Genomic DNA, 20121 nt, shown 5'->3' with positions numbered 1-20121 from the left:
GATTTCGCGGACAGCGGGATGGCTCCTTTTTGCGAGAGGATACCTGCTTTCCATTTATTATGAAACGATTTTCAAGTCCGTAACGTAAGAGTATTAATAGAGACATGAATTCAAGGGAGGCTCTAAACGAAATGGAACCAATGAACACATCGAACCAACACAAAAGTCAGCTCGATTTGCCGCCGGGTTTACTGAAGAAAATCGGCATCGGCGTCGCCGTCTTATTCGCGGCTCTGATCGCGTACTCTTCCTTCTATACGGTGCAGGAACAGGAAAGAGCAGCTATTCTGACCTTCGGCAAATATTCGGGCGATTCGACGGCGGGCTTGCATTTCAAATGGCCGTATCCGATCCAGCAGGTCATCATCGTGCCGGCGGAACTGACCCAACGGATACATATCGGTTACCGCCAAAACGGTGATATCGTTACGCCGGTCGAAGAAGAATCGATGATGATTACGGGCGACGAGAATATCGTGTCCGCGGACGCGGTCGTCCAGTGGAAAATAAGCAATATCCACGAGTACTTATATAACATCGATAATCCGGAGCAATTTTTGCGCAACGCCGCTAGCTCATCCATTCGTTCCGTCATCGGCTCGGAGAAGCTCGATTACGCGATTACGGATGGGAAAACGGAAATCCAAGAAAAGGTTCGGAAGCAGTTGATCGATCTTCAAGCGAAATACCAGACCGGCATTCAGATCATCGACATCAAGTTCCAGGACATCGAGCCTCCGAGTGGGCAAGTCGAAGAGGCGTTCCAGAAAGTGACGAACGCCCGGGAAGAGAAAAACACGAAAATCAACAACGCCGCCAAATACGAGAACGACAAAATTCCGAAAGCGCGCGGGGAAGCCCAGGCGCTCATCGAGAACGCGGAAGCCGCGAAGAAATCCCGTATTCTGAACGCCGAAGGGGACGTGGCGCAATTCAACGCCATCTACGCGGAATACGCGAAGAACAAAGGCGTCACGGAAAGCCGGCTCATTATGGAGACGCTGGAGAAAATATTGCCGAAAGCAAAAATCTTCATTACCGATTCGAGCGGAGACACAGTGAAATATTTGCCGATTAACGAGTTGATGCGCAGTACGGGTTCCGCATCGTCTCCGGCAGGGACATCTCAAGGAGGGGCTGGACAATGAGCAAAAAGTTAGGCTTATGGCTAGGGGCGATCGTCGTAGGTTTGATACTCGTTTCCGGTTCGCTATTCGTCGTGAAAGAAGGCGAGTACAAAGTCGTGCTGAAATTCGGCGAAGCGGTCCGAGTGGTGGAAAGTCCGGGTTTGAACTTCAAAATTCCTTTTATCGAGAGCGTCTCCGCGCTTCCGAAATATCAGATGACCTACGAAAGCAATCCGACGCAGATTTTGACGAAGGACAAGAAGCCGATCATCGTCGATAACTATACCGTATGGAGAATCGATAATCCGCAGAGATTCTTGAGAACCGTTCAGACGGTGTCCGGCGGCATCCAGCGGATCGACGAGGCCGTATTCAATTCCGTCCGGCGCAAGCTTTCCGAAGTCAATTATGATAATATTATTAGTGAGAATACGGCGCGCGGCAACATTAACGACGACATTACGAACGATGTGGCGTCCGCGTTCGTGCGCGACAACTACGGCATCGAGATCGTCGACGTCCGGATCAAGAGGACCGACCTTCCGGAAGGGAACAAGCAGAGCGTATACAACCGGATGATCTCGGACCGGGAGTCGATCGCTGCCCGTTACTTGTCCGAGGGCGACGAAGAATCCCGTAAGGTTACGTCCAAGGCCGACCGTACGGCTACGGAGCTGATCGCCCAGGCGGAAGCCGACGCCAAGAAGATCGTTGCGCAAGGCGAGCAGGAAGCCGCGAGAATCTATAACGATGCTTACGGGAAAGATCCCGAATTCTATCGATTCTACCGGACATTGCAAAGCTACGTGACGACAATGGACAACGATCCGGTCATTATGATGCCGATCGATTCGCCGTACACTCGCATACTACTGGGCAAATAATCCAGCCTAATCTAGAGGGTGAGTTAATCTGACAAATCTACCGCTGCCGATGGAGCAATTCAAACGTTTCAAGGATGAAATCACCCGGTTCATGATGATGTACAAATTCGCGCTTGACTCCTTGGAGACGAAAATCGAGATTCTCAAGGAAGAATTCCATTTTCTTCACGACTATAATCCAATCGAACATACGAAATCCCGTCTGAAGACGCCGGAAAGCATCATCAACAAAATCCAGCGCAAGCGCTGCGATCTTTCGTTTCCAAGCATTCGGCAGAACATCAAGGATATCGCGGGTTTGCGCATCACCTGTTCCTTCGTTTCCGACATCTATCGGATCAATGACATGCTGCGGAATCAAAGCGACTTGAAGATCGTGGAATCGAAGGACTACATCCAAAATCCGAAGCCGAACGGTTATCAAAGCTTGCATTTGATCGTTGAAGTTCCCGTCTACATGTCCGATCGGCAGGAGCAGGTGTGCGTCGAAGTGCAAATCCGGACGATCGCGATGGATTTCTGGGCGAGCCTGGAGCATAAGATTTTCTACAAATACAACGAGGCCGTTCCTCCGAGATTACTGCAGGAACTCAAGGGAGCGGCGGATTCCGCCGCGGCTTTGGATAAGCAGATGGAAAGGCTGCACAACGAGATTTCCGAGATTAAAGAACATAATATGGAACACGAGAAAACGGGATCGAAGCGGATCATTATCCGCGACCAAGAATTTCATATTCCCGCAGCGCTGCTCGATCTGATCGATGCCGGACAAGGAAACGTTTAGTTTCCTTGTTTTTTTTTGATTAATTCGCCTGATCCAAGCAACGATAACTGATCGCTTCGGCCACGTCTTCCGCTCGGATGGATTCGCGTCCGGCCAAGTCCGCGATCGTGCGGGATATTTTCAGAATGCGATCGTGAGCTCGAAAGCTTAAGCCCAGTTGATCGTAAACGTCCTGAAGAAGCATTTCGGCATCGGACGGCAGCTTCGCGTATTTTCTAAGAAGCGGTCCTTGCAGTTGGCTATTCCATTGAATGCCGTGCCTCGCATACCGTCTGGATTGTCTTGCCGCAGCGTCGCAGACGATCTCCCTGGCTTGGGCGGACGACATGCCTTTGGTCGAGGAAGACGGTATCGATTGGCGAGGCAATTCGACTTGCATATCGATACGGTCGGGGAGCGGTCCGGACATGCGCGCCCGGTATTTTCTTAGCTTTCGCGCTCAAGATCGCATCCTGTGAATGTCGCACACGATCGCCGACCTTCCAATAATTGCTTTTAATTCTGAAGGCAACTCGTTCAAAACCTACCGTGAAATGAAATAAGCACCATTCACCGTCATAATCGATACTGACGGAAAAGGTGCTTACTTCAGGTCTCGCCCCATCCTTTAAATCATGTTATTTGTAAATATAAACATTATATTTAGTCGTTGAAGAACTAGTACCGTCATTAGAAGAAATTTTCACGTAGTACGAAGCGTCTGTTTTCATACTAACCAATCGTGTTGAGTAGGGACCCCCGCCAGTGAAAGTAAAGGAATCAACCGCTGTGGTTGTATCAGTACTTTTATAAACGGAAACTTTATAAGTTACACTTGAATCTCCGCCAGACATCTTAAAGTTAATATTATACGCAAGGTATTTATCGGTTGGAATGGAAACATAAAAATGGTCAGTATCGGTACCTGAACTGATGGCACCTACGAGGGTATCTCCCAAATTAAAAGTATTAGCGGTCGCAAATGTGTTGTTAGGCTCAGATTCATTCACAGTAGCAGCAAAAACGGGGGTAATACTTGCGAAAAGTATACAAATAGCCCCTAATACAGTGAAAGTAATTTTTTTCATAAATAAATCATCTCCTCTAATTTTTGTTTTTTCTACTTCATCGTACCTTTTTAGTGTATTATTGTAAATACAATTATGGAAAATTTTCGTATTTCTTATTAGTTGTGTATTTGGTTTTTAACAAAAAGGTTTACGTTTTAATCATTTGAATTTCAAGATTCAAAAACAACACGAAACAGACGCTGATCGCTTCGCTTCGATCGATGCCCCACTTGGAAGAATTCCGCGAATGAACAACGCGAGGAAAGGACGGTGGCTACTCCGCCGATTTCTAAGACGTTATGTCGCGCTGTTTCTGTACGTTGTGACACTTGGATTTAATCCCGGTCAATTAGTTGTGTAAGCTGATCGAACCTCGGCTTACTGTATCGGTTCGTAACGGTAATGTTGCTATGTACCAGTAGTTCAGCGACCGCCGTAATAGCTGCGCCCTTATCGTTGACGAGTCCGCTTCTAGGCGTTATCGTTACGTCGTCAATGTCTAACGCTAAAAGTTCCGATACGCGAAGCCCTGCACGTACGAGAAGGTACACAATCGCCACGTAATGCGTAGACCTCTTTTTCGTGCTGCCGGGACGCACCGACAATTCCCCGGCTTCCACGTCGCGAAGCAGGGAGACTACGGTCGATGCAGCCTCCTACCCGATTGATTAATTCGCCTGATCCAAGCAACGATAACTGATCGCTTCGGCCACGTCTTCCGCTCGGATGGATTCGCGTCCGGCCAAGTCCGCGATCGTGCGGGATATTTTCAGAATGCGATCGTGCGCGCGAAAACTGAGGCCGAGCTGATCGTAAACGTCCTGAAGGAGCATTTCGGCATCGGACGGCAGCTTCGCGTATTTTCTAAGAAGCGGCCCTTGCAGTTGGCTATTCCATTGAATGCCGTGCCTCGCATACCGTCTGGCTTGTCTTGCCGCAGCGTCGCAGACGATCTCCCTGGCTTGGGCGGACGACATGCCTTTGGTCGAGGAAGTCGGTACCGATTGGCGAGGCAATTCGACTTGCAGATCGATGCGGTCGGAGAGCGGTCCGGACATGCGCGCCCGGTATCTGGAGACCGCTGTCGGCGTGCAAATGCACGGACGGTCAGTCACGCCGCCTCCGTTAAAACCACAAGGACACGGATTCATCGATGCAGCCAGCATGAAGCTTGCCGGGAAACGGCAAACGCCGCGGGCGCGGCCGATCGTCACTGCGCGGTCCTCGAGCGGTTGACGCAGCGCCTCCAGACATACGCGAGAAAATTCCGGCATCTCGTCCAGGAACAGAATGCCGTGATGAGCAAGCGTCGCTTCCCCCGGCTTGGGGATCGAACCGCCGCCGATCAGGCCGGCTGCCGAGATCGAGTGATGCGGCGTTCGGAACGGCCTAGCGCGAACGAGACCGTTATAACTGCGGTCCAATTTGCCGCTAACGCTCATGATTTTCGTGACGGCCAGCGCTTCTTCGTCGCCGAGCTCCGGCAAGATCGTGGGCAATCTCCGGCAGAGCATCGTTTTGCCGGTGCCGGGAGGTCCGACGTACAGCAAGTTATGCATGCCGCTGGCCGCGATGATCAGAGCTCTCTTGCCTTGCTCTTGGCCGACGACGTCGGAGAGATCGACTTCCGCCTCCTTTGTTCCTTCCGCCTTTGTTCCGCTAACGGAACGGCCGAAGCGGCGAACCCGCTCATCCTTAAAGCCGGGAATCTCGCCAGGCGGCGTCTCGGCCGATTCTTCCGCCGACGTGCCGCGAATCCACTGCGACAGCGAAGAAACCCCGAATACTTCGATTCCCGGAATCAACGAGGCTTCGTCAACGGCCGTATCCGGAACGACGACTTTGGCGGCGCCGATCCGGCGCGCCAGCTCGGTCATCGGCAGGACGCCGGGCACGTTGCGAACCGTGCCGTTCAGCGCCAATTCTCCGATGAACAGCGTGTTTTCCAGCAAAAGATTATCGACTTGCCCGCTCGCGCACAATATGCCGGCGGCGATGGCCAGATCGAAGGCGCTGCCTTCCTTGCGCAAATCCGCAGGCGCGAGATTGATTGTAATCCGGTCCAGCGGAAACTTCATGCCCCCGTTCTGAATGGCTGCCCTTACCCGCTCGACAGATTCGCGCACCGCGGAATCGGGCAGCCCGACAACACTGACTTGCGGCAAGCCGGAGCTGATATTGACTTCGACCTCGATCAAGCGGCCTTCAATTCCGAAAACGCTAGCGCTCATGATTTTGGCATACAAAAAAAACACCTTCCTCCGTCAACGATTCGTTAGACGCGGAAGGTGCTTCCTCTCCGGCACTTCTATTGACTCAAGCATACAAGGACGAGACGGCGCTGTCAACGGCGGTCGCCGTTGTATAATCGTACAGCTCGCGGACTATTGGGCATCAGTGCAGGAATTACTCGAAAAAATCGTACAACTCGCTCACTGAGGGGCTTCAGCAGTGGAATAACTCGAAAAAAACGTATAACTCGCGGACTATTGGGCATCAGCGCAGGAATTACTCGAAATAATCGTACAACTCGCTCACTGAGGGGCTTCAAGCAGTGGAATTACTCGAAAAAATCGTACAACTCGCTCACTGAGGGGCTTCAGCAGTGGAATAACTCGAAAAAATCGTACAACTCGCGGACTGAGGGACATCGGCAGAGGAATGACTCGAAATAAAACAACTCGCGAACTGGACGTAACCGTCGCAAGAACGATGGCAAACAAACGGCTCGATAATGGAGGTTATGTCTTCCGATTCAGGATACACTATCCGGAAAGCCGTCCAGCAGGGGAATAAAAATCGTACTTATCACAAAATATAGATATGTTTGGGGTGTTTCCATATCAAAATGAGATGAAACCATTGCCAAATCAGACTAATAATTTGATGAAAAAATGAGGAAGCGAACATCAAATAGTGATACAATGATGAAGGTTTTGTTACATAATCGATTTATTAATCTATGTAACGGCTATTCGCGATGCTTGCTTGCATCGCTGCATGAGGCAAGCTGTGAAGGCTGATCTCGGCGTTTGCGCCTACCGATCAGCCGCACCAGATATTATTGCGCACAACGGGAGGATGCCAGATCATGAATATTCATGAGTATCAAGGCAAGGAAGTCTTGAGGCAGTATGGCGTTAACGTGCCTCGCGGCAAAGTGGCGTTTACCGTCGACGAAGCCGTCAGCGCCGCGAAAGAACTCGGAAGCCCTGTAACCGTAGTCAAAGCCCAGATTCACGCGGGCGGACGCGGTAAAGCGGGCGGGGTCAAAATCGCCAAAAACTTGGACGATGTCGCGAACTACGCGAAAGAATTGCTAGGCAAAGTGCTGGTCACGCATCAGACGGGACCTGAAGGCAAAGAAATCAAGCGTCTTCTGATCGAAGAAGGCTGCGACATCAAGAAAGAATATTATCTTGGAGTCGTTGTCGATCGCGGAACGGGCCGCGTCGTCATGATGGGTTCGGAAGAAGGCGGCATGGATATCGAAGAAGTCGCCGCTAATTCCCCTGAGAAAATCATTAAAGTGGTTATCGATCCGGCAGTCGGATTGCAAACTTTCCAAGCTCGCCAATTGGCACTCGACATCAACATTCCAGTCGAGCTTGCGAATAAAGCGATCAAATTCATGCTCGCTCTGTACAAAGCGTTCGAAGAAAAGGATTGCTCCATCGCGGAGATCAACCCGCTCGTCGTGACCGGCTCCGGAGACGTTATGGCACTGGACGCGAAGCTGAACTTCGATTCCAACGCGCTGTTCCGTCATAAGGACATTGTCGAGCTTCGCGACCTGGACGAAGAAGACGAGAAGGAAATTCAAGCTTCCAAGTTCGATCTGAGCTATATCGCCCTCGACGGCAACATCGGCTGCATGGTTAACGGCGCCGGCCTGGCGATGGCTACGATGGACATTATCAAATATTTCGGCGGTTCTCCTGCGAACTTCCTGGACGTAGGCGGCGGCGCGACGAAAGAGAAAGTCACCGAAGCGTTCAAGATCATTCTTTCCGATGCGAACGTCAAAGGGATTTTCGTCAACATTTTCGGCGGCATCATGAAGTGTGACGTCATCGCGGAAGGCGTTGTTGCGGCTGCACGCGAACTTGGCCTCGACAAACCGCTCGTCGTGCGTTTGGAAGGAACGAACGTCAATCTGGGCAAAGAAATTCTGAATGGATCCGGCCTGAACATCGTGGCCGCGGATTCGATGTCCGACGGCGCTCAAAAAATCGTTTCGCTTGTGAAATGACAAGGGGAAACATACCGGGGAGTGTATAATCATGAGTATTTTAATCGATAAAAATACCAAGGTCATCACCCAAGGCATCACGGGCGCAACGGGATCTTTCCATGCCAAAGGTGCTTTGGAATACGGCACGCAGATGGTCGGCGGCGTTACGCCGGGCAAAGGCGGCCAAACGATCGATTTCGATCTGGAGAACGGCACGAAAGTGACTCTTCCGATCTTCAATACGGTCAAGGAAGCGGTAGCGGCTACGGGCGCAACGGCATCCGTTATTTATGTCGCGCCTCCGTTCGCGGCCGACTCCATCATGGAAGCGGTCGACGCGGAGCTTGATCTTGTCATCTGCATCACGGAAGGCATTCCGGTGCTCGACATGGTCAAAGTTACACGGTTCATGGAAGGCAAGAAAACGCGCCTGATCGGACCGAACTGCCCGGGCGTCATTACGCCGGAAGAAATCAAAATCGGCATCATGCCGGGTTATATCCATAAGAAGGGCCATGTAGGCGTCGTATCCCGCAGCGGTACGCTCACTTACGAAGCCGTGCATCAACTGACGACTCGCGGCATCGGCCAATCTTCGGCTGTCGGCATCGGCGGTGACCCGGTTAAAGGTTCCGAGTTCATCGACATTCTGAAGCTGTTCAATGAAGATCCGGATACGTATGCGGTCATCATGATCGGCGAGATCGGCGGAACGGCGGAAGAAGAAGCGGCGGAATGGATCAAAGCCAACATGACAAAACCTGTCGTCGGTTTCATCGGCGGCGCAACGGCGCCTCCGGGGAAACGGATGGGCCATGCGGGCGCGATCATCTCCGGCGGCAAAGGAACGGCAGCCGAGAAGATCGCCGTGCTCGAAGCCAACGGAATTCGCGTCGCTCCGACGCCTTCCGACATGGGCGCGACTCTTGTCGCCGTGCTCGAGGAAAAAGGTTTGCTGGAAAAGTGCAAAGGTTAATGGTACATTAGCTTTATATGAGTGAATTCGAACGGATACCCGAACGGTCTCCCGGACGAATCGGCAAGGCAAGCAGCCTTCCGCCCCCTCCCTTGAGGGCGTGGAAGGCTTTTTCGCGTTTGCCGTCATATGAGCGAGAGGAGAGCGAGGGTAAATGACCGATAGACGTAAGAACGGCGACAGTGAATCGGTAAGAGCGGTAACGAAAGTAGAAGCGTTATCGACGGGGATCTCCCGGGAGGTGCTCATCGCGCTGCATGAGACGGAAGGCGTAGGGAGAGTTACGATCGCGAAGGCTCTGCTGCATGGTGCTGGGCAACGTCCGGGTTCTCTCAGGCATTCGGCCGATTTCAGGGCAGGGGATTGGCGCGAGCGGGGTATGACGCCAAGGCAAGCCGCGGCGGTCGAACATAATATGCGGCCAGAATCTGCGGAACGAAGACGGATACGCCACGCGGCGGGGAAGATGAAAATCGTCACCTATTTGGATGATGAGTACCCGGAGCTGCTTTATCAAATATCCGATCCTCCTTGGGTGCTTTATTATCGGGGGAGGTTGGAGCTGCTTCGAAATCCGGCTATCGCGATCGTCGGCACGAGAGTGGCTACGGCATACGGCCGGAATGCGGCAGGAACGCTCGCAGAAGGCTGCGGGAGCCGAATGACGGTCGTCAGCGGGCTGGCGAGGGGAATTGACGCTGCCGCCCATTCAGGAGCGCTACGGACCGAATACGGGACGATAGCGGTCGTTGCGGGCGGAGTGGATGCGATCTACCCTCCCGAGAACAAGGCGTTATACGCGGAGATGGCCGATCGTGGTCTGATCGTTTCCGAGAGCCCTCCGGATACGATTCTCAGACCGGGATTATTCCCGTTGCGCAATCGGATCATCGCAGGTTTGTCTTTCGGCGTGATCGTCGTGGAAGCAGCGCGCAGAAGCGGCGCGCTCATTACGGCCGATCTGGCCCTCGACTACAACCGCGACGTCTTCGTCGTTCCCGGCCAGGTGTCTTCCCCGAAGAGTCTGGGAGCTCTTGAATATTTCAGGAAGGGAGCTCATCCGGCGCTGGATGCGAACGATATTTTCCAGGCGTATCATCATCGCTTGCCCGCCTTCTCTTCCCGCGAGAAGGACGACAAAGATACCGGGAAAAAGGAGATGACTGAGAATGTGGTCTTAAGCGCCGATGAGCTTCGAATTTACCAATTTATACTTGATCAGCCTTGCTCCGTCGACGAATTGGCGGTGCGTTCGGGGATGACATTTGGACTTTTACACTCCGTTCTGCTATCTTTACTAATAAAACGACGAATTCAACAACAACCCGGTTCTGTATATCATGTCCTTTAAATGAAGGCATAAGATCATAGGCACGAGGACTTGTCGACCGTAGGAGAGGAGGAATGGACGTGGCGGACTCGCTCGTGATCGTCGAATCGCCGGCTAAGGCAAAGACGATCGGAAAGTATTTGGGAAGCAAATTTATCGTTAAAGCGTCCATGGGGCACATTCGTGATTTGCCCAAAAGCCAGATCGGAGTCGAGGTGGAGAACGATTTCCAACCGAAGTACATTACGATTCGCGGCAAGGGTAACGTTCTGAAGGAACTGCGCGACGCCAGAAAAAAGGTTAAAAATGTTTATCTGGCGGCTGACCCCGACAGAGAGGGCGAAGCGATCGCGTGGCATTTGGCGCATTATCTGGAGCTTGACGAGAAGGATGCATGTCGCGTTGTATTTAACGAAATTACAAAACAAGCGGTGAAGGACGCATTCAAAAATCCGCGGCCGATCGATATGGATCTGGTGAACGCCCAGCAGGCCAGAAGGGTGCTGGATCGGCTCGTTGGCTATAAGATCAGCCCGCTACTATGGAAGAAAGTAAAAAAGGGACTCAGCGCCGGACGCGTTCAATCCGTCGCCGTCAAGCTGATCAACGACCGCGAGAACGAGATCAACGATTTCGTGCCGGAGGAATATTGGAGCATTACCGCCCATTTGGCCAAAGGAAAGTCGAGCTTCGAGGCGAAATTCCACTCCGTTCGAGGAGAGAAAAAGGAATTGAATAACGAGGCCGACGTCAAGGAAGTACTTGCGCTTATGGACAGCGATCCGTTCGTCGTGGGCGAAGTGAAGGAGAAGGAACGCCAGCGCAATCCGTCTCCGCCGTTCATTACAAGCTCCTTGCAGCAAGAAGCCGCCCGCAAGCTGAATTTCCGCGCTTCCAAAACGATGCAAATCGCTCAGCAGCTCTACGAAGGAGTTGATCTGGGCAAGGAAGGCACAGTCGGTCTCATTACGTATATGCGTACCGATTCCACACGAATTTCTCCGATTGCGCAGGAAGAAGCAAGGGAATTCATCGGCGGCAAATTCGGCAGCGAATACGTGCCTGAAACCCCGCGAGTGTATACGAAGAAAAACGCCAGCGCCCAAGACGCGCACGAAGCGATTCGTCCGACGTCCGTTCTCCGAGATCCGGAATCGGTCAAAGCATTTACTTCCAAAGATCAACTGCGCCTGTACAAACTAATCTGGGAACGGTTTGTTTCCAGCCAGATGGCATCGGCCGTATTGGATACGATGACCGTTGATTTGACGAGCGGACCGGTCATGTTCAGGGCGAACGGCTCCAAGCTGAAATTCCCCGGATTCATGAAAGTATACGTCGAAGGCAACGACGACGGGACCGCGCCGGACGAAGAGCGTTTGCTTCCGGCAATGGCTGCGGGGGATCAAGTCGCTTCCTCGGATATCGAGCCGAAGCAGCATTTTACCCAACCGCCGCCTCGCTTTACGGAAGCCAGATTGGTCAGAGCGCTCGAGGAACTCGGAATCGGGCGTCCGAGCACGTACGCGCCGACGCTGGAAACGATCCAGAAAAGAAATTACGTGGCGCTGGAAGAGAAGAAATTCATTCCGACCGAACTCGGGGAGCTCGTCATTCAACTGATGGAGGAGTTTTTCCCGGAGATTCTGGACGTCGAGTTCACCGCCCACATGGAAGGCGATCTGGACCATGTGGAGGAAGGTACGCAGGATTGGGTGAACGTAATCGGCGATTTCTACAAATCGTTCGAGGTCCGATTAAACTTCGCGGAAGAAGAAATGAAGGAAATCGAGATCAAAGACGAGCCTTCGGACGAGATTTGCGACAAATGCGGAAGTCCTATGGTCTATAAGATGGGGCGCTTCGGCAAGTTTCTGGCTTGCTCGGGCTTCCCGAACTGCCGGAATACGAAACCGATCATTAAAGATACCGGTGTACGCTGCCCGAAATGCTCCGAAGGTCAAATCGTCGAACGCAGGAGCAAGAAGGGTCGTATATTCTACGGCTGCAATCTGTATCCGGGCTGTGATTACGTCTCCTGGGATAAACCGTCGGCAAAACCTTGTCCGAGCTGCGGCGGCATGATGGTCGAGAAGCGCGTAAAAGGCGAGATCCAGTTGAATTGCACGGTGTGCAGCCATTCGGAGAACGTCGAGGAAGCGGGAGAAGCCGCGGAGTAATCGGAGCGGGATTGATTTTAGGAGGTTTACGGCATTGAAAGAGTATCCATCCGTGACGGTCATCGGCGCGGGTCTGGCAGGCAGCGAAGCCGCCTGGCAGATCGCCTCGCAAGGTGTGCCAGTCACTTTATACGAGATGCGTCCGGTCAAACAAACGCCGGCGCATCATACAAGCAGCTTTGCCGAATTGGTATGCAGCAACAGCTTGAGGGCCAACGGCTTAACGAACGCGGTAGGTGTGCTGAAGGAGGAGATGAGGCGGCTCGATTCGCTGATTCTCGCCTGCGCGGATTTGCACGCCGTGCCGGCGGGCGGAGCGCTCGCGGTAGATCGCGAAGGTTTCTCGGAGGAAGTAACCAGAAGGTTAAGGGAACATCCGCTCATTACGGTGAAGAACGAGGAAGTGACGGCCGTTCCGCAAGACGGCATCGTCGTCGTGGCGACCGGTCCGCTTACATCTCCCGAGCTTTCGGATAGCATCAAGCAGCTGCTGGGAGAAGAGTATTTCTATTTCTTCGATGCGGCCGCGCCGATCATCGAGAAAGACTCGATCGATTTCGACAAGGTGTTCCTGGCGTCCCGATACGACAAAGGCGAAGCCGCTTATTTGAACTGTCCGATGACCGAGGCCGAGTTCGAGGTCTTCCACGAAGCGCTAGTCACCGCGGAAACGGCGGCAGTCAAAGATTTCGAGAAAGATATGTATTTCGAAGGCTGCATGCCGATCGAAGTGATGGCCAAGCGCGGCAAGCAAACGGTTCTGTTCGGCCCGATGAAGCCGGTCGGACTGGTCGATCCGCGCACGGGGGTCAAATCCCATGCGGTCATCCAATTGCGTCAAGATAACGCCGCCGGCACGTTGTTTAACATCGTCGGGTTTCAAACCCATCTGAAGTGGGGCGAGCAGAAGCGCGTCTTCTCGCTCATTCCGGGACTCGAGAACGCGGAATTCGTTCGCTACGGGGTTATGCACCGCAATACGTTTATCAATTCGCCGAAGCTGATGCGTCCGACGTACCAATTCAAGGATCGGGAGACGCTGTTCTTCGCCGGCCAGATGACGGGCGTGGAAGGCTACGTGGAATCTGCGGCTTCGGGGCTTGTGTCGGGACTGAACGCCGGACGTCTGGCAAAAGGAATGGAGCCTCTTGTTTTGCCGGAGCATACGACGCTCGGCAGCATGGCGAATTATATAACGACGGCAGACTTCAAACATTTCCAACCGATGAACGCTAATTTCGGCTTGTTCCCACCGCTCGGGTACCGTGCGAAGAGCAAGAAGGAGAAGTACGAAGCGATCGCCGATAGGGCATTGCAAGGAATAGAGGAGCTCAAGTCGGAGTTGAACCAAGCTACCGTTTTGTAACCGAATAAGCAGCGGCAGCGTATATGAGCTATGCCGCTGCTTTTCCGGCTTTAATATATCGATAGATCAGGGAGGATCAGCCCATGGATATGAGTTTTCACGCGACGACGATCTGCGCGATTCGCCATAATGGCAAAGGCGCAATTGCAGGAGACGGACAGGTGACATTCGGGAACAGCATGGTTATGAAAAACACGGCCAAGAAAGTGCGCCGGCTTTATCGCAATCAGGTGCTAGCCGGTTTTGCGGGATCTGTCGCCGACGCGATCACCTTGTTTGAGAAGTTCGAAGGCAAACTCGAAGAACATCACGGCAACTTGCAGCGGGCTGCTGTCGAATTAGCCAAAGATTGGCGATCGGACCGGGTATTGCGCAGGCTCGAAGCGATGATGATCGTCGTGGACGCGACGGGAATGCTGCTGCTATCCGGGAACGGAGAAGTGATCGAACCCGATGACGGCATTCTGGCCATCGGTTCGGGTGGCAGTTTCGCGCTTGCGGCAGCTAGAGCGTTGAAGCGCCATGCCCCCGGCATGGAAGCGAAGGAGATTGCGAGAGCGGCGCTGGAGACAGCTGCTGAGATTTGCGTGTTCACCAACAACAACTTGGTCGTCGAGGAAATAGAATGATTACTTTCGACAAACATAAGGGAGAGGTTCCTATGAACGATTCACTGACGCCCCGCCAGATCGTAGCGGAACTTGACAAATATATCGTCGGACAAAAATCGGCCAAACGATCCGTCGCCGTCGCGTTGCGCAATCGGTATCGCCGCAGCCGCCTGCCGGAAGAGATTCGTGACGAAGTCGTGCCCAAGAACATTCTTATGATCGGGCCTACGGGTGTCGGCAAAACGGAAATCGCTCGGAGGCTGGCTAAGCTCGTTCACGCTCCGTTCATTAAAGTCGAGGCTACGAAGTTTACGGAAGTCGGTTATGTCGGCAGAGACGTCGAGTCGATGGTGAGGGACCTGGTGGAAACGGCCATTCGCATGGTGAAAGAGGAGCGCACGGAGAAAGTCAAGGACAAAGCGGAGAAAGCCGCCAACGAACGTCTTGCGGCAATGCTCGTACCAGCGCCTGCGAAACCCAAATCCCAGAAAAACCCGCTGGAGATGCTGTTCGGTGGCATCAGCACGCCAAGCGACGAACCGGAGCCGGTCGATCCAGGCTTGCAGGATAAGAGACGCGATACAAAAGCGAGATTGGAAGCCGGGTTGCTGGAAAACGATATGATCGAGATCGAAGTGGAAGACAATGCGCCGACCATGCTCGATATGATGGGTGGACCCGGTCAGGAACAACTCGGGAACATGCAGGAAATGCTGGGGCAATTCCTGCCCAAGCGCCGGAAAAAGCGCCGCTTAACCGTCAAGGAAGCCCGCAAGGTGTTAATCGTCGAAGAAGCGAATAAGCTGATCGATATGGATGACGTCATTTCCGAATCGGTGCGTAGAGCCGAGCAATCCGGCATCATCTTTATCGACGAGATCGACAAGATCGCCAGCCAAGGCCGTGGCCAAGGCCCGGACGTTTCGCGCGAAGGCGTGCAACGGGACATTCTGCCGATTGTCGAAGGCTCGACCGTCGTCACCAAATACGGTCCTGTGAAGACAGACTACATTCTGTTCGTCGCCGCAGGCGCGTTCCATATCGCCAAGCCTTCGGACCTTATTCCTGAGCTTCAGGGCCGGTTTCCGATCCGCGTGGAGCTGAGCAGCTTAACGGACGAGGACTTCGTGCGAATCTTGACGGAACCCGAGAACGCCTTGACGAAACAATATACGGCATTGCTGCAGACGGAAGGCATCAACGTGATTTTCACCGACGAGGCGATATCCGAGCTAGCGAGAATGGCGCAAGACGTTAATCGCAATACGGAAAATATCGGAGCCCGCAGGCTGCATACTCTGCTTGAAAAGCTGCTCGAGGATCTGAGTTTCGAAGCACCCGAGCTCCAGCTTGAAGAGATGCGCATTACTCCGGAGTATGTGCGGGAGAAATTGTCCATGATTGCAAGCAATCGCGATTTGAGTCAATATATTTTATAAGCCGTAACTCGCCGTCTCCCGCGCGATAACCCGAATGGCGCCGTGTGCGCTCGCAGGGTTATCAGCAAGACGGCGCAGCCGTTTTACTTGAACAATCAGAAGTTATATGTTTTGTACATCCATATTACCTATCTGATTGCTCGATACAAACGTATACCGCCGTCAAAGGACGGCGCAGCCGTTTTACTTGTTTGTCGTATTATAGGAGGAAGTAGAAACATGACGCTGTTAATGAAGACCCGAACGCTTAACCGGCTGTTGCAGGAGGCGGCGGGCAAACCGCTAAATTTCCGTCAGATGGCGGAGGTGCTGAGAGAAACGATCCAGGGCGATGTCTTCGTTGTAAGTCGAAAGGGCAAAGTGCTCGGGTCCGCACATTCGGCGAGGTTTCCCGAGATGTGGCTGCGCCGGGAGCAAGCAGACGAATTGAGATTCCCGACGGAGACCAACGAACGCCTTTTGCGGATTTCCGAGACTGCTGCAAACATTACCTCGAATGAGGAGATTTTAACCCCGATAGACGCGGCTTTCGAAAATGGAATCGTCACGATCGTTCCGATTATCGGCGGAAACGATAGACTTGGAACTTTAGTCCTATCCAGAGAGGGCGAAGCTTTTGGTGACGATGATTTAATATTGGCCGAGTACGGATCCACGATTATCGGCATGGAAATTTTGCGAGAGCGGATCGATGAACGGGAAGCGGAGGCGCGAAGCAAAGCGATCGTTTCCGTCGCCGTGAACTCTCTTTCCTTCAGCGAGATGGAAGCCGTGGAGCATATTTTCGTCGAACTGGAAGGGAAAGAAGGCTTGCTGGTGGCATCCAAAATTGCCGACAGAGCGGGTATCACCCGATCCGTAATCGTCAATGCATTGCGTAAATTGGAGAGCGCCGGAGTCATCGAGACTCGCTCTCTCGGCATGAAAGGCACCTATATTCGCATTCTGAATTCGCAGCTCCTCCAGGAGCTGGAATATCGCAAAAACTAAATACGAGCATACACTTTTTAGGAAAAGCCCTCTATCTGTTGTAAGATTAGGGCTTTTTTCTTATTGTCACGCGAACCGATGTCGTAGATGATTGATCTTAGAAAATTCTAATATGTCGTAATGTGTAATTTTTTTTGTAGTTTAAGTGAAAGTAATGTCGTATCAAGCAGGAATTTGTGGGTTTAACGTGGAAATACAGTGCGTGGTAATATTTTCTGGTACGAATCATGAAAAATTTTTCATGAACATGCGAAGAGGAGCGACAACGATGGAAATATTAGGAGGCGCTGCATTCCAGCGCTTGGAGAATGCCATTCATGCCTCGACGATTAGACATCGCGTACTATCCAACAATATCGCGAATGCCGATACGCCTTATTTCAAAAGGTCAGACGTCGTATTCGAAGAATTGCTAACGCAAGCCATCGGGTCGCAAGGAACTCGGCAACTTGTTGGTAAAACGACGGATCCCCGGCATATCCCGATTAACGGTTCGTACCCGACTCCATCTCCCAGAGTCGTGACCGACGAATCGACGGCCATTAATAACAATAAGAACAACGTAGACATAGACAAAGAAATGGCGATGCTCGCGGAGAACCAATTGCGATATAACCTGCTTAGCCAACAGGTTAGCCACGAAGTCAAGATGATGAGAATCGGAATACAAGGGAGCGTGTAATAGATGAAGCTCGGAGGATTCGACATCAGCGCGTCGGCCCTGACGGCGCAACGGCTTAGGATGGACGTCATATCCGCGAATATTGCCAATGCGGAAACGACGCGCGCAGGTTACGTGAACGGCAAGTTCGTGCCTTACCGGCGCAAGGTCGTCACGATGGAAGCGGTTCAGCCCAAGTTCCAGGACATACTCGGCCAGCAGATGAACGGCATGTCGGCGCAAGGCGTCCGAGCAACCTCCATCCGGGAAGACTCCGCCCCGTTCAAACAAGTGTACAATCCGACGCACCCGGATGCGGATGCGAACGGCATGGTATATATGCCTAACGTAGACATGCTGAAGGAACAAGTCGACCTCTTGGCCGCGTCGCGGTCGTACGAGGCGAACGTAACCGCACTTACCGCCAGGAAATCGATGTTCATGAGAGCGTTGGAAATGGGGCGCTAAGCCCTAGAATTCATAAAGCGATCAAAAGGCGAGGAATTGCACTTTAACTAAGGAGTGTTGACGTGATTACGAATTCGATGATTTCCCCCGTAAATCTTGTTTCTAACATGAACACCGTTCAACCGAAGGCGACGCCCGCCGAAGCTACGGAAAGCTTCGCGTCGTTTCTTAAGACCGCTATCGATGGAGTGGCGGCGCAAGAACAGAACGTACATAACGTGAACGATCAGTTTCTGATCGGAGAAGTCGACGAGAATAAAGTCGTCATCGCTGCGATGCAGGCGGAGCTCAGCCTCTCCCTTACCGGCCAAATCCGCAATAAAGTTGTCGAAGCCTATCAAGAAATCATGCGGATGCAAATCTAGAGACGAAGCTGAGTTTAGAGTCATCAAATCGCATTCGGAAGGGATGCGCGGTTTGAAACTAACAGCCTGTGGGGTGTAATCGTGAACGAGAAGTGGGCACAGGTTCGAGAAAAATTGCTCGGTTTCTGGAACCAGTACAGCAAAACGCAAAAATGGGTGCTTGCTTCAACGGCGGCCTTATTATTATTTGCCATCATTTTATTGACCTATTTATTTACTAAAACCGAATATGAACTTGCGTTTCAAAATTTAGACAGTACGGATGCAGCGGGCATTATGGAATACTTGGACGGCAATAACATCAATTATAAGCTGAGCGACGCCGGAACGAGTATCTACGTGCCTAGTGCTTCCGCATCAAGGGTAAAAGTGGAAGTTGGATCGAAGGGGCTCGTACAGAACGGTTCCATCGGTTTTCCGGAATTAAGCAAATCTTCCTCCGCGATCGGAACGACGGATCAAGAGTTCAACGTAAAGTTCCGCAATGCTTTAAACGGTGAAGTTCAGCAATTGTTGCAGAATAAACAAGGAATAGCGAAAGTTAAAGCCATTGTGACCTTACCGGAAGAATCGGTGTTCCTGAACGCGTCCGACAAGGAGAAGGCGATTGCGGCGGTCGTCATTACTTTCAAGCCGGGCTTTAGGCCGAAGCAGGAAGAGATCGACAGCTACTACAATCTCGTCAAATCCGCTGTTCCGAAACTGGATATCAAGGACATTACAATCAGCAGCAGCACTGGCGACTTGACCCCGTCTAGTCAGCTTGGCGGAGGAGCCGGAGCAGGGGGGGCGCTTTACGAAACCCAGTTCGCGATCCAGAACGAATTCGAGAATACGCTGAGGAGAAACATTCAAGGTTTCTTGTCGCCGATCGTCGGAATGGACAACATGGTCGTTAGCGTCGTGTCCTCGCTGAATTTCGATAAGAAATCGTCGCTGGAGCAGCTCGTGCAGCCGCTTCCGGATAACGACAACAAAGGCATTGAAATCAATCGCCAGGACAGCAGCGAGACTTACCAAGGGCAAGACGGGCAAGCAGGTGGAGTGGTTGGAACGGGGGAAACGGACGTTTCCAATTATCCCGCTGCCGGCAGCTCGGGGTCGTCTTCATCCGAGAAGGTTTCGAGTACCGTTAATTACGATGTAAACCGCATTACTAATAATATCGACTACGGTCCTTATAAAGTGAAGGACTTGTCGATAAATGTTGGCGTAAATTCCGCAAACATGTCTCCCGAGAAGTTAGACGAGATCAAGGGCGTTCTATTGCGGAGCGCAAGAGTCCTACTGGCTGAGTCCGGTTTGGATCTTACGGACGAAGCTTTGACGCAAAGGGTATCCGTGCTGTCGCAATCGTTCGAAGGTTTCGACGCGTCGAGCGGGGGAGCAAAGACGTCGGCACTCTGGCTGGCTGGCGCGGGCCTGCTTGCACTGGCTCTGCTTGGAGGCGGAGGTTACTATATATTCCGCCGTCGGAAAGCGGCACAGGAAGCCTTGGAACTCGAAGAGGCGCCGATCGCGCAAATGCCGACAATCGATATCGACAGCGTAACGAACGAAAGTCAAGTACGCAAACAATTGGAAGGTTTGGCCAAGCGGAAACCGGATGAGTTTGTTAATCTGCTCCGCACTTGGCTAGTGGATGAATAGAGGTGGC

19 protein-coding genes and 1 pseudogene are annotated in these 20121 nt (G+C 52.3%); 15 read left to right on the top strand and 5 right to left on the bottom strand.

From position 1 onward, the window contains the following. The first annotated feature begins 131 nt into the window (after window positions 1-131). The 3 genes from hflK to FPZ45_RS18085 all read left to right on the top strand — a co-directional run bounded on the left by hflK (window position 132) and on the right by FPZ45_RS18085 (window position 2795). On the top strand, window positions 132-1148 hold the full coding sequence (gene hflK / locus FPZ45_RS18095; RefSeq protein ID WP_342780075.1) for an FtsH protease activity modulator HflK: 1017 nt from the start codon (window positions 132-134) through the stop codon (window positions 1146-1148). After that, window positions 1145-2011, top strand: coding sequence for a protease modulator HflC (hflC, locus tag FPZ45_RS18090; RefSeq protein WP_144705040.1), 867 nt, complete (start codon window positions 1145-1147; stop codon window positions 2009-2011). Before hflK ends, hflC begins: the two co-directional genes overlap by 4 nt. A gap of 91 nt (window positions 2012-2102) precedes the next feature. Further along, window positions 2103-2795, top strand: a complete 693-nt coding sequence (locus FPZ45_RS18085; protein WP_246120489.1) for a GTP pyrophosphokinase — start codon at window positions 2103-2105, stop codon at window positions 2793-2795. Window positions 2796-2814: 19 nt separating this feature from the next. Here the strand turns inward: FPZ45_RS18085 and FPZ45_RS18080 are convergent, their stop codons facing one another. The 5 genes and pseudogenes from FPZ45_RS18080 to FPZ45_RS18065 all read right to left on the bottom strand — a co-directional run bounded on the left by FPZ45_RS18080 (window position 2815) and on the right by FPZ45_RS18065 (window position 6090). Beyond that, window positions 2815-3123, bottom strand: coding sequence for a magnesium chelatase subunit ChlI family protein (locus tag FPZ45_RS18080; protein WP_342780076.1), 309 nt, complete (start codon window positions 3121-3123; stop codon window positions 2815-2817). Between the two features lie 36 nt (window positions 3124-3159). Beyond that, window positions 3160-3219: pseudogene (locus FPZ45_RS25960) on the bottom strand (hypothetical protein); the annotation flags it as partial. 193 nt (window positions 3220-3412) lie between these two features. Continuing rightward, a complete protein-coding gene (locus FPZ45_RS18075; RefSeq protein WP_144705031.1) occupies window positions 3413-3862 on the bottom strand; it encodes a hypothetical protein in 450 nt (149 codons plus the stop codon). A gap of 317 nt (window positions 3863-4179) precedes the next feature. Next, window positions 4180-4404 carry a hypothetical protein gene (locus tag FPZ45_RS18070; protein WP_144705028.1) on the bottom strand — a complete coding sequence of 75 codons (225 nt, stop codon included), beginning with the start codon at window positions 4402-4404 and terminating at the stop codon, window positions 4180-4182. A 108-nt stretch (window positions 4405-4512) separates the two neighbouring features. Continuing rightward, complete coding sequence (locus FPZ45_RS18065) at window positions 4513-6090, bottom strand: YifB family Mg chelatase-like AAA ATPase (RefSeq protein WP_144705025.1); 1578 nt, start codon at window positions 6088-6090, stop codon at window positions 4513-4515. A gap of 845 nt (window positions 6091-6935) precedes the next feature. On the opposite strand from FPZ45_RS18065, the gene sucC reads away from it, so the two are divergent. The 12 genes from sucC to fliF all read left to right on the top strand — a co-directional run bounded on the left by sucC (window position 6936) and on the right by fliF (window position 20114). Next, window positions 6936-8096, top strand: coding sequence for an ADP-forming succinate--CoA ligase subunit beta (gene sucC / locus FPZ45_RS18060; RefSeq protein WP_144705022.1), 1161 nt, complete (start codon window positions 6936-6938; stop codon window positions 8094-8096). Window positions 8097-8127: 31 nt separating this feature from the next. After that, on the top strand, window positions 8128-9054 hold the full coding sequence (gene sucD, locus FPZ45_RS18055; RefSeq protein ID WP_144705019.1) for a succinate--CoA ligase subunit alpha: 927 nt from the start codon (window positions 8128-8130) through the stop codon (window positions 9052-9054). Between the two features lie 154 nt (window positions 9055-9208). Next, window positions 9209-10405 (top strand): DNA-processing protein DprA, encoded by a 1197-nt coding sequence (gene dprA, locus FPZ45_RS18050; RefSeq protein ID WP_144705016.1) that lies wholly within the window; start codon window positions 9209-9211, stop codon window positions 10403-10405. Between the two features lie 59 nt (window positions 10406-10464). Next, the gene (gene topA, locus FPZ45_RS18045) at window positions 10465-12564 is read left to right on the top strand and encodes a type I DNA topoisomerase (RefSeq protein ID WP_144705147.1); all 2100 of its coding nucleotides are present in this window, start codon (window positions 10465-10467) and stop codon (window positions 12562-12564) included. 34 nt (window positions 12565-12598) lie between these two features. Next, window positions 12599-13930, top strand: coding sequence for an FADH(2)-oxidizing methylenetetrahydrofolate--tRNA-(uracil(54)-C(5))-methyltransferase TrmFO (gene trmFO, locus FPZ45_RS18040; RefSeq protein WP_144705013.1), 1332 nt, complete (start codon window positions 12599-12601; stop codon window positions 13928-13930). An 83-nt stretch (window positions 13931-14013) separates the two neighbouring features. Continuing rightward, window positions 14014-14559, top strand: a complete 546-nt coding sequence (gene hslV / locus FPZ45_RS18035) for an ATP-dependent protease subunit HslV (protein ID WP_144705010.1) — start codon at window positions 14014-14016, stop codon at window positions 14557-14559. Between the two features lie 32 nt (window positions 14560-14591). Beyond that, the gene (gene hslU, locus FPZ45_RS18030) at window positions 14592-15980 is read left to right on the top strand and encodes an ATP-dependent protease ATPase subunit HslU (RefSeq protein ID WP_144705007.1); all 1389 of its coding nucleotides are present in this window, start codon (window positions 14592-14594) and stop codon (window positions 15978-15980) included. Between the two features lie 219 nt (window positions 15981-16199). Beyond that, window positions 16200-16970, top strand: coding sequence for a GTP-sensing pleiotropic transcriptional regulator CodY (gene codY / locus FPZ45_RS18025; RefSeq protein ID WP_144705004.1), 771 nt, complete (start codon window positions 16200-16202; stop codon window positions 16968-16970). Between the two features lie 268 nt (window positions 16971-17238). After that, window positions 17239-17652 (top strand): flagellar basal body rod protein FlgB, encoded by a 414-nt coding sequence (gene flgB / locus FPZ45_RS18020; RefSeq protein ID WP_144705001.1) that lies wholly within the window; start codon window positions 17239-17241, stop codon window positions 17650-17652. Between the two features lie 3 nt (window positions 17653-17655). Beyond that, window positions 17656-18099 carry a flagellar basal body rod protein FlgC gene (gene flgC, locus FPZ45_RS18015; protein WP_144704998.1) on the top strand — a complete coding sequence of 148 codons (444 nt, stop codon included), beginning with the start codon at window positions 17656-17658 and terminating at the stop codon, window positions 18097-18099. Between the two features lie 62 nt (window positions 18100-18161). Then, the gene (gene fliE, locus FPZ45_RS18010) at window positions 18162-18464 is read left to right on the top strand and encodes a flagellar hook-basal body complex protein FliE (RefSeq protein WP_342780074.1); all 303 of its coding nucleotides are present in this window, start codon (window positions 18162-18164) and stop codon (window positions 18462-18464) included. A gap of 81 nt (window positions 18465-18545) precedes the next feature. Further along, entirely contained in the window at window positions 18546-20114 is a 1569-nt protein-coding gene (gene fliF, locus FPZ45_RS18005) for a flagellar basal-body MS-ring/collar protein FliF (RefSeq protein ID WP_144704995.1), read from the top strand. Window positions 20115-20121 lie beyond the last annotated feature (7 nt).

Origin of the sequence: Cohnella terricola, from assembly GCF_007786475.1 — a bacterium.
Lineage (GTDB): Bacteria > Bacillota > Bacilli > Paenibacillales > Paenibacillaceae > Cohnella > Cohnella terricola.
This window is presented reverse-complemented; position numbering and strand designations above follow the sequence as displayed.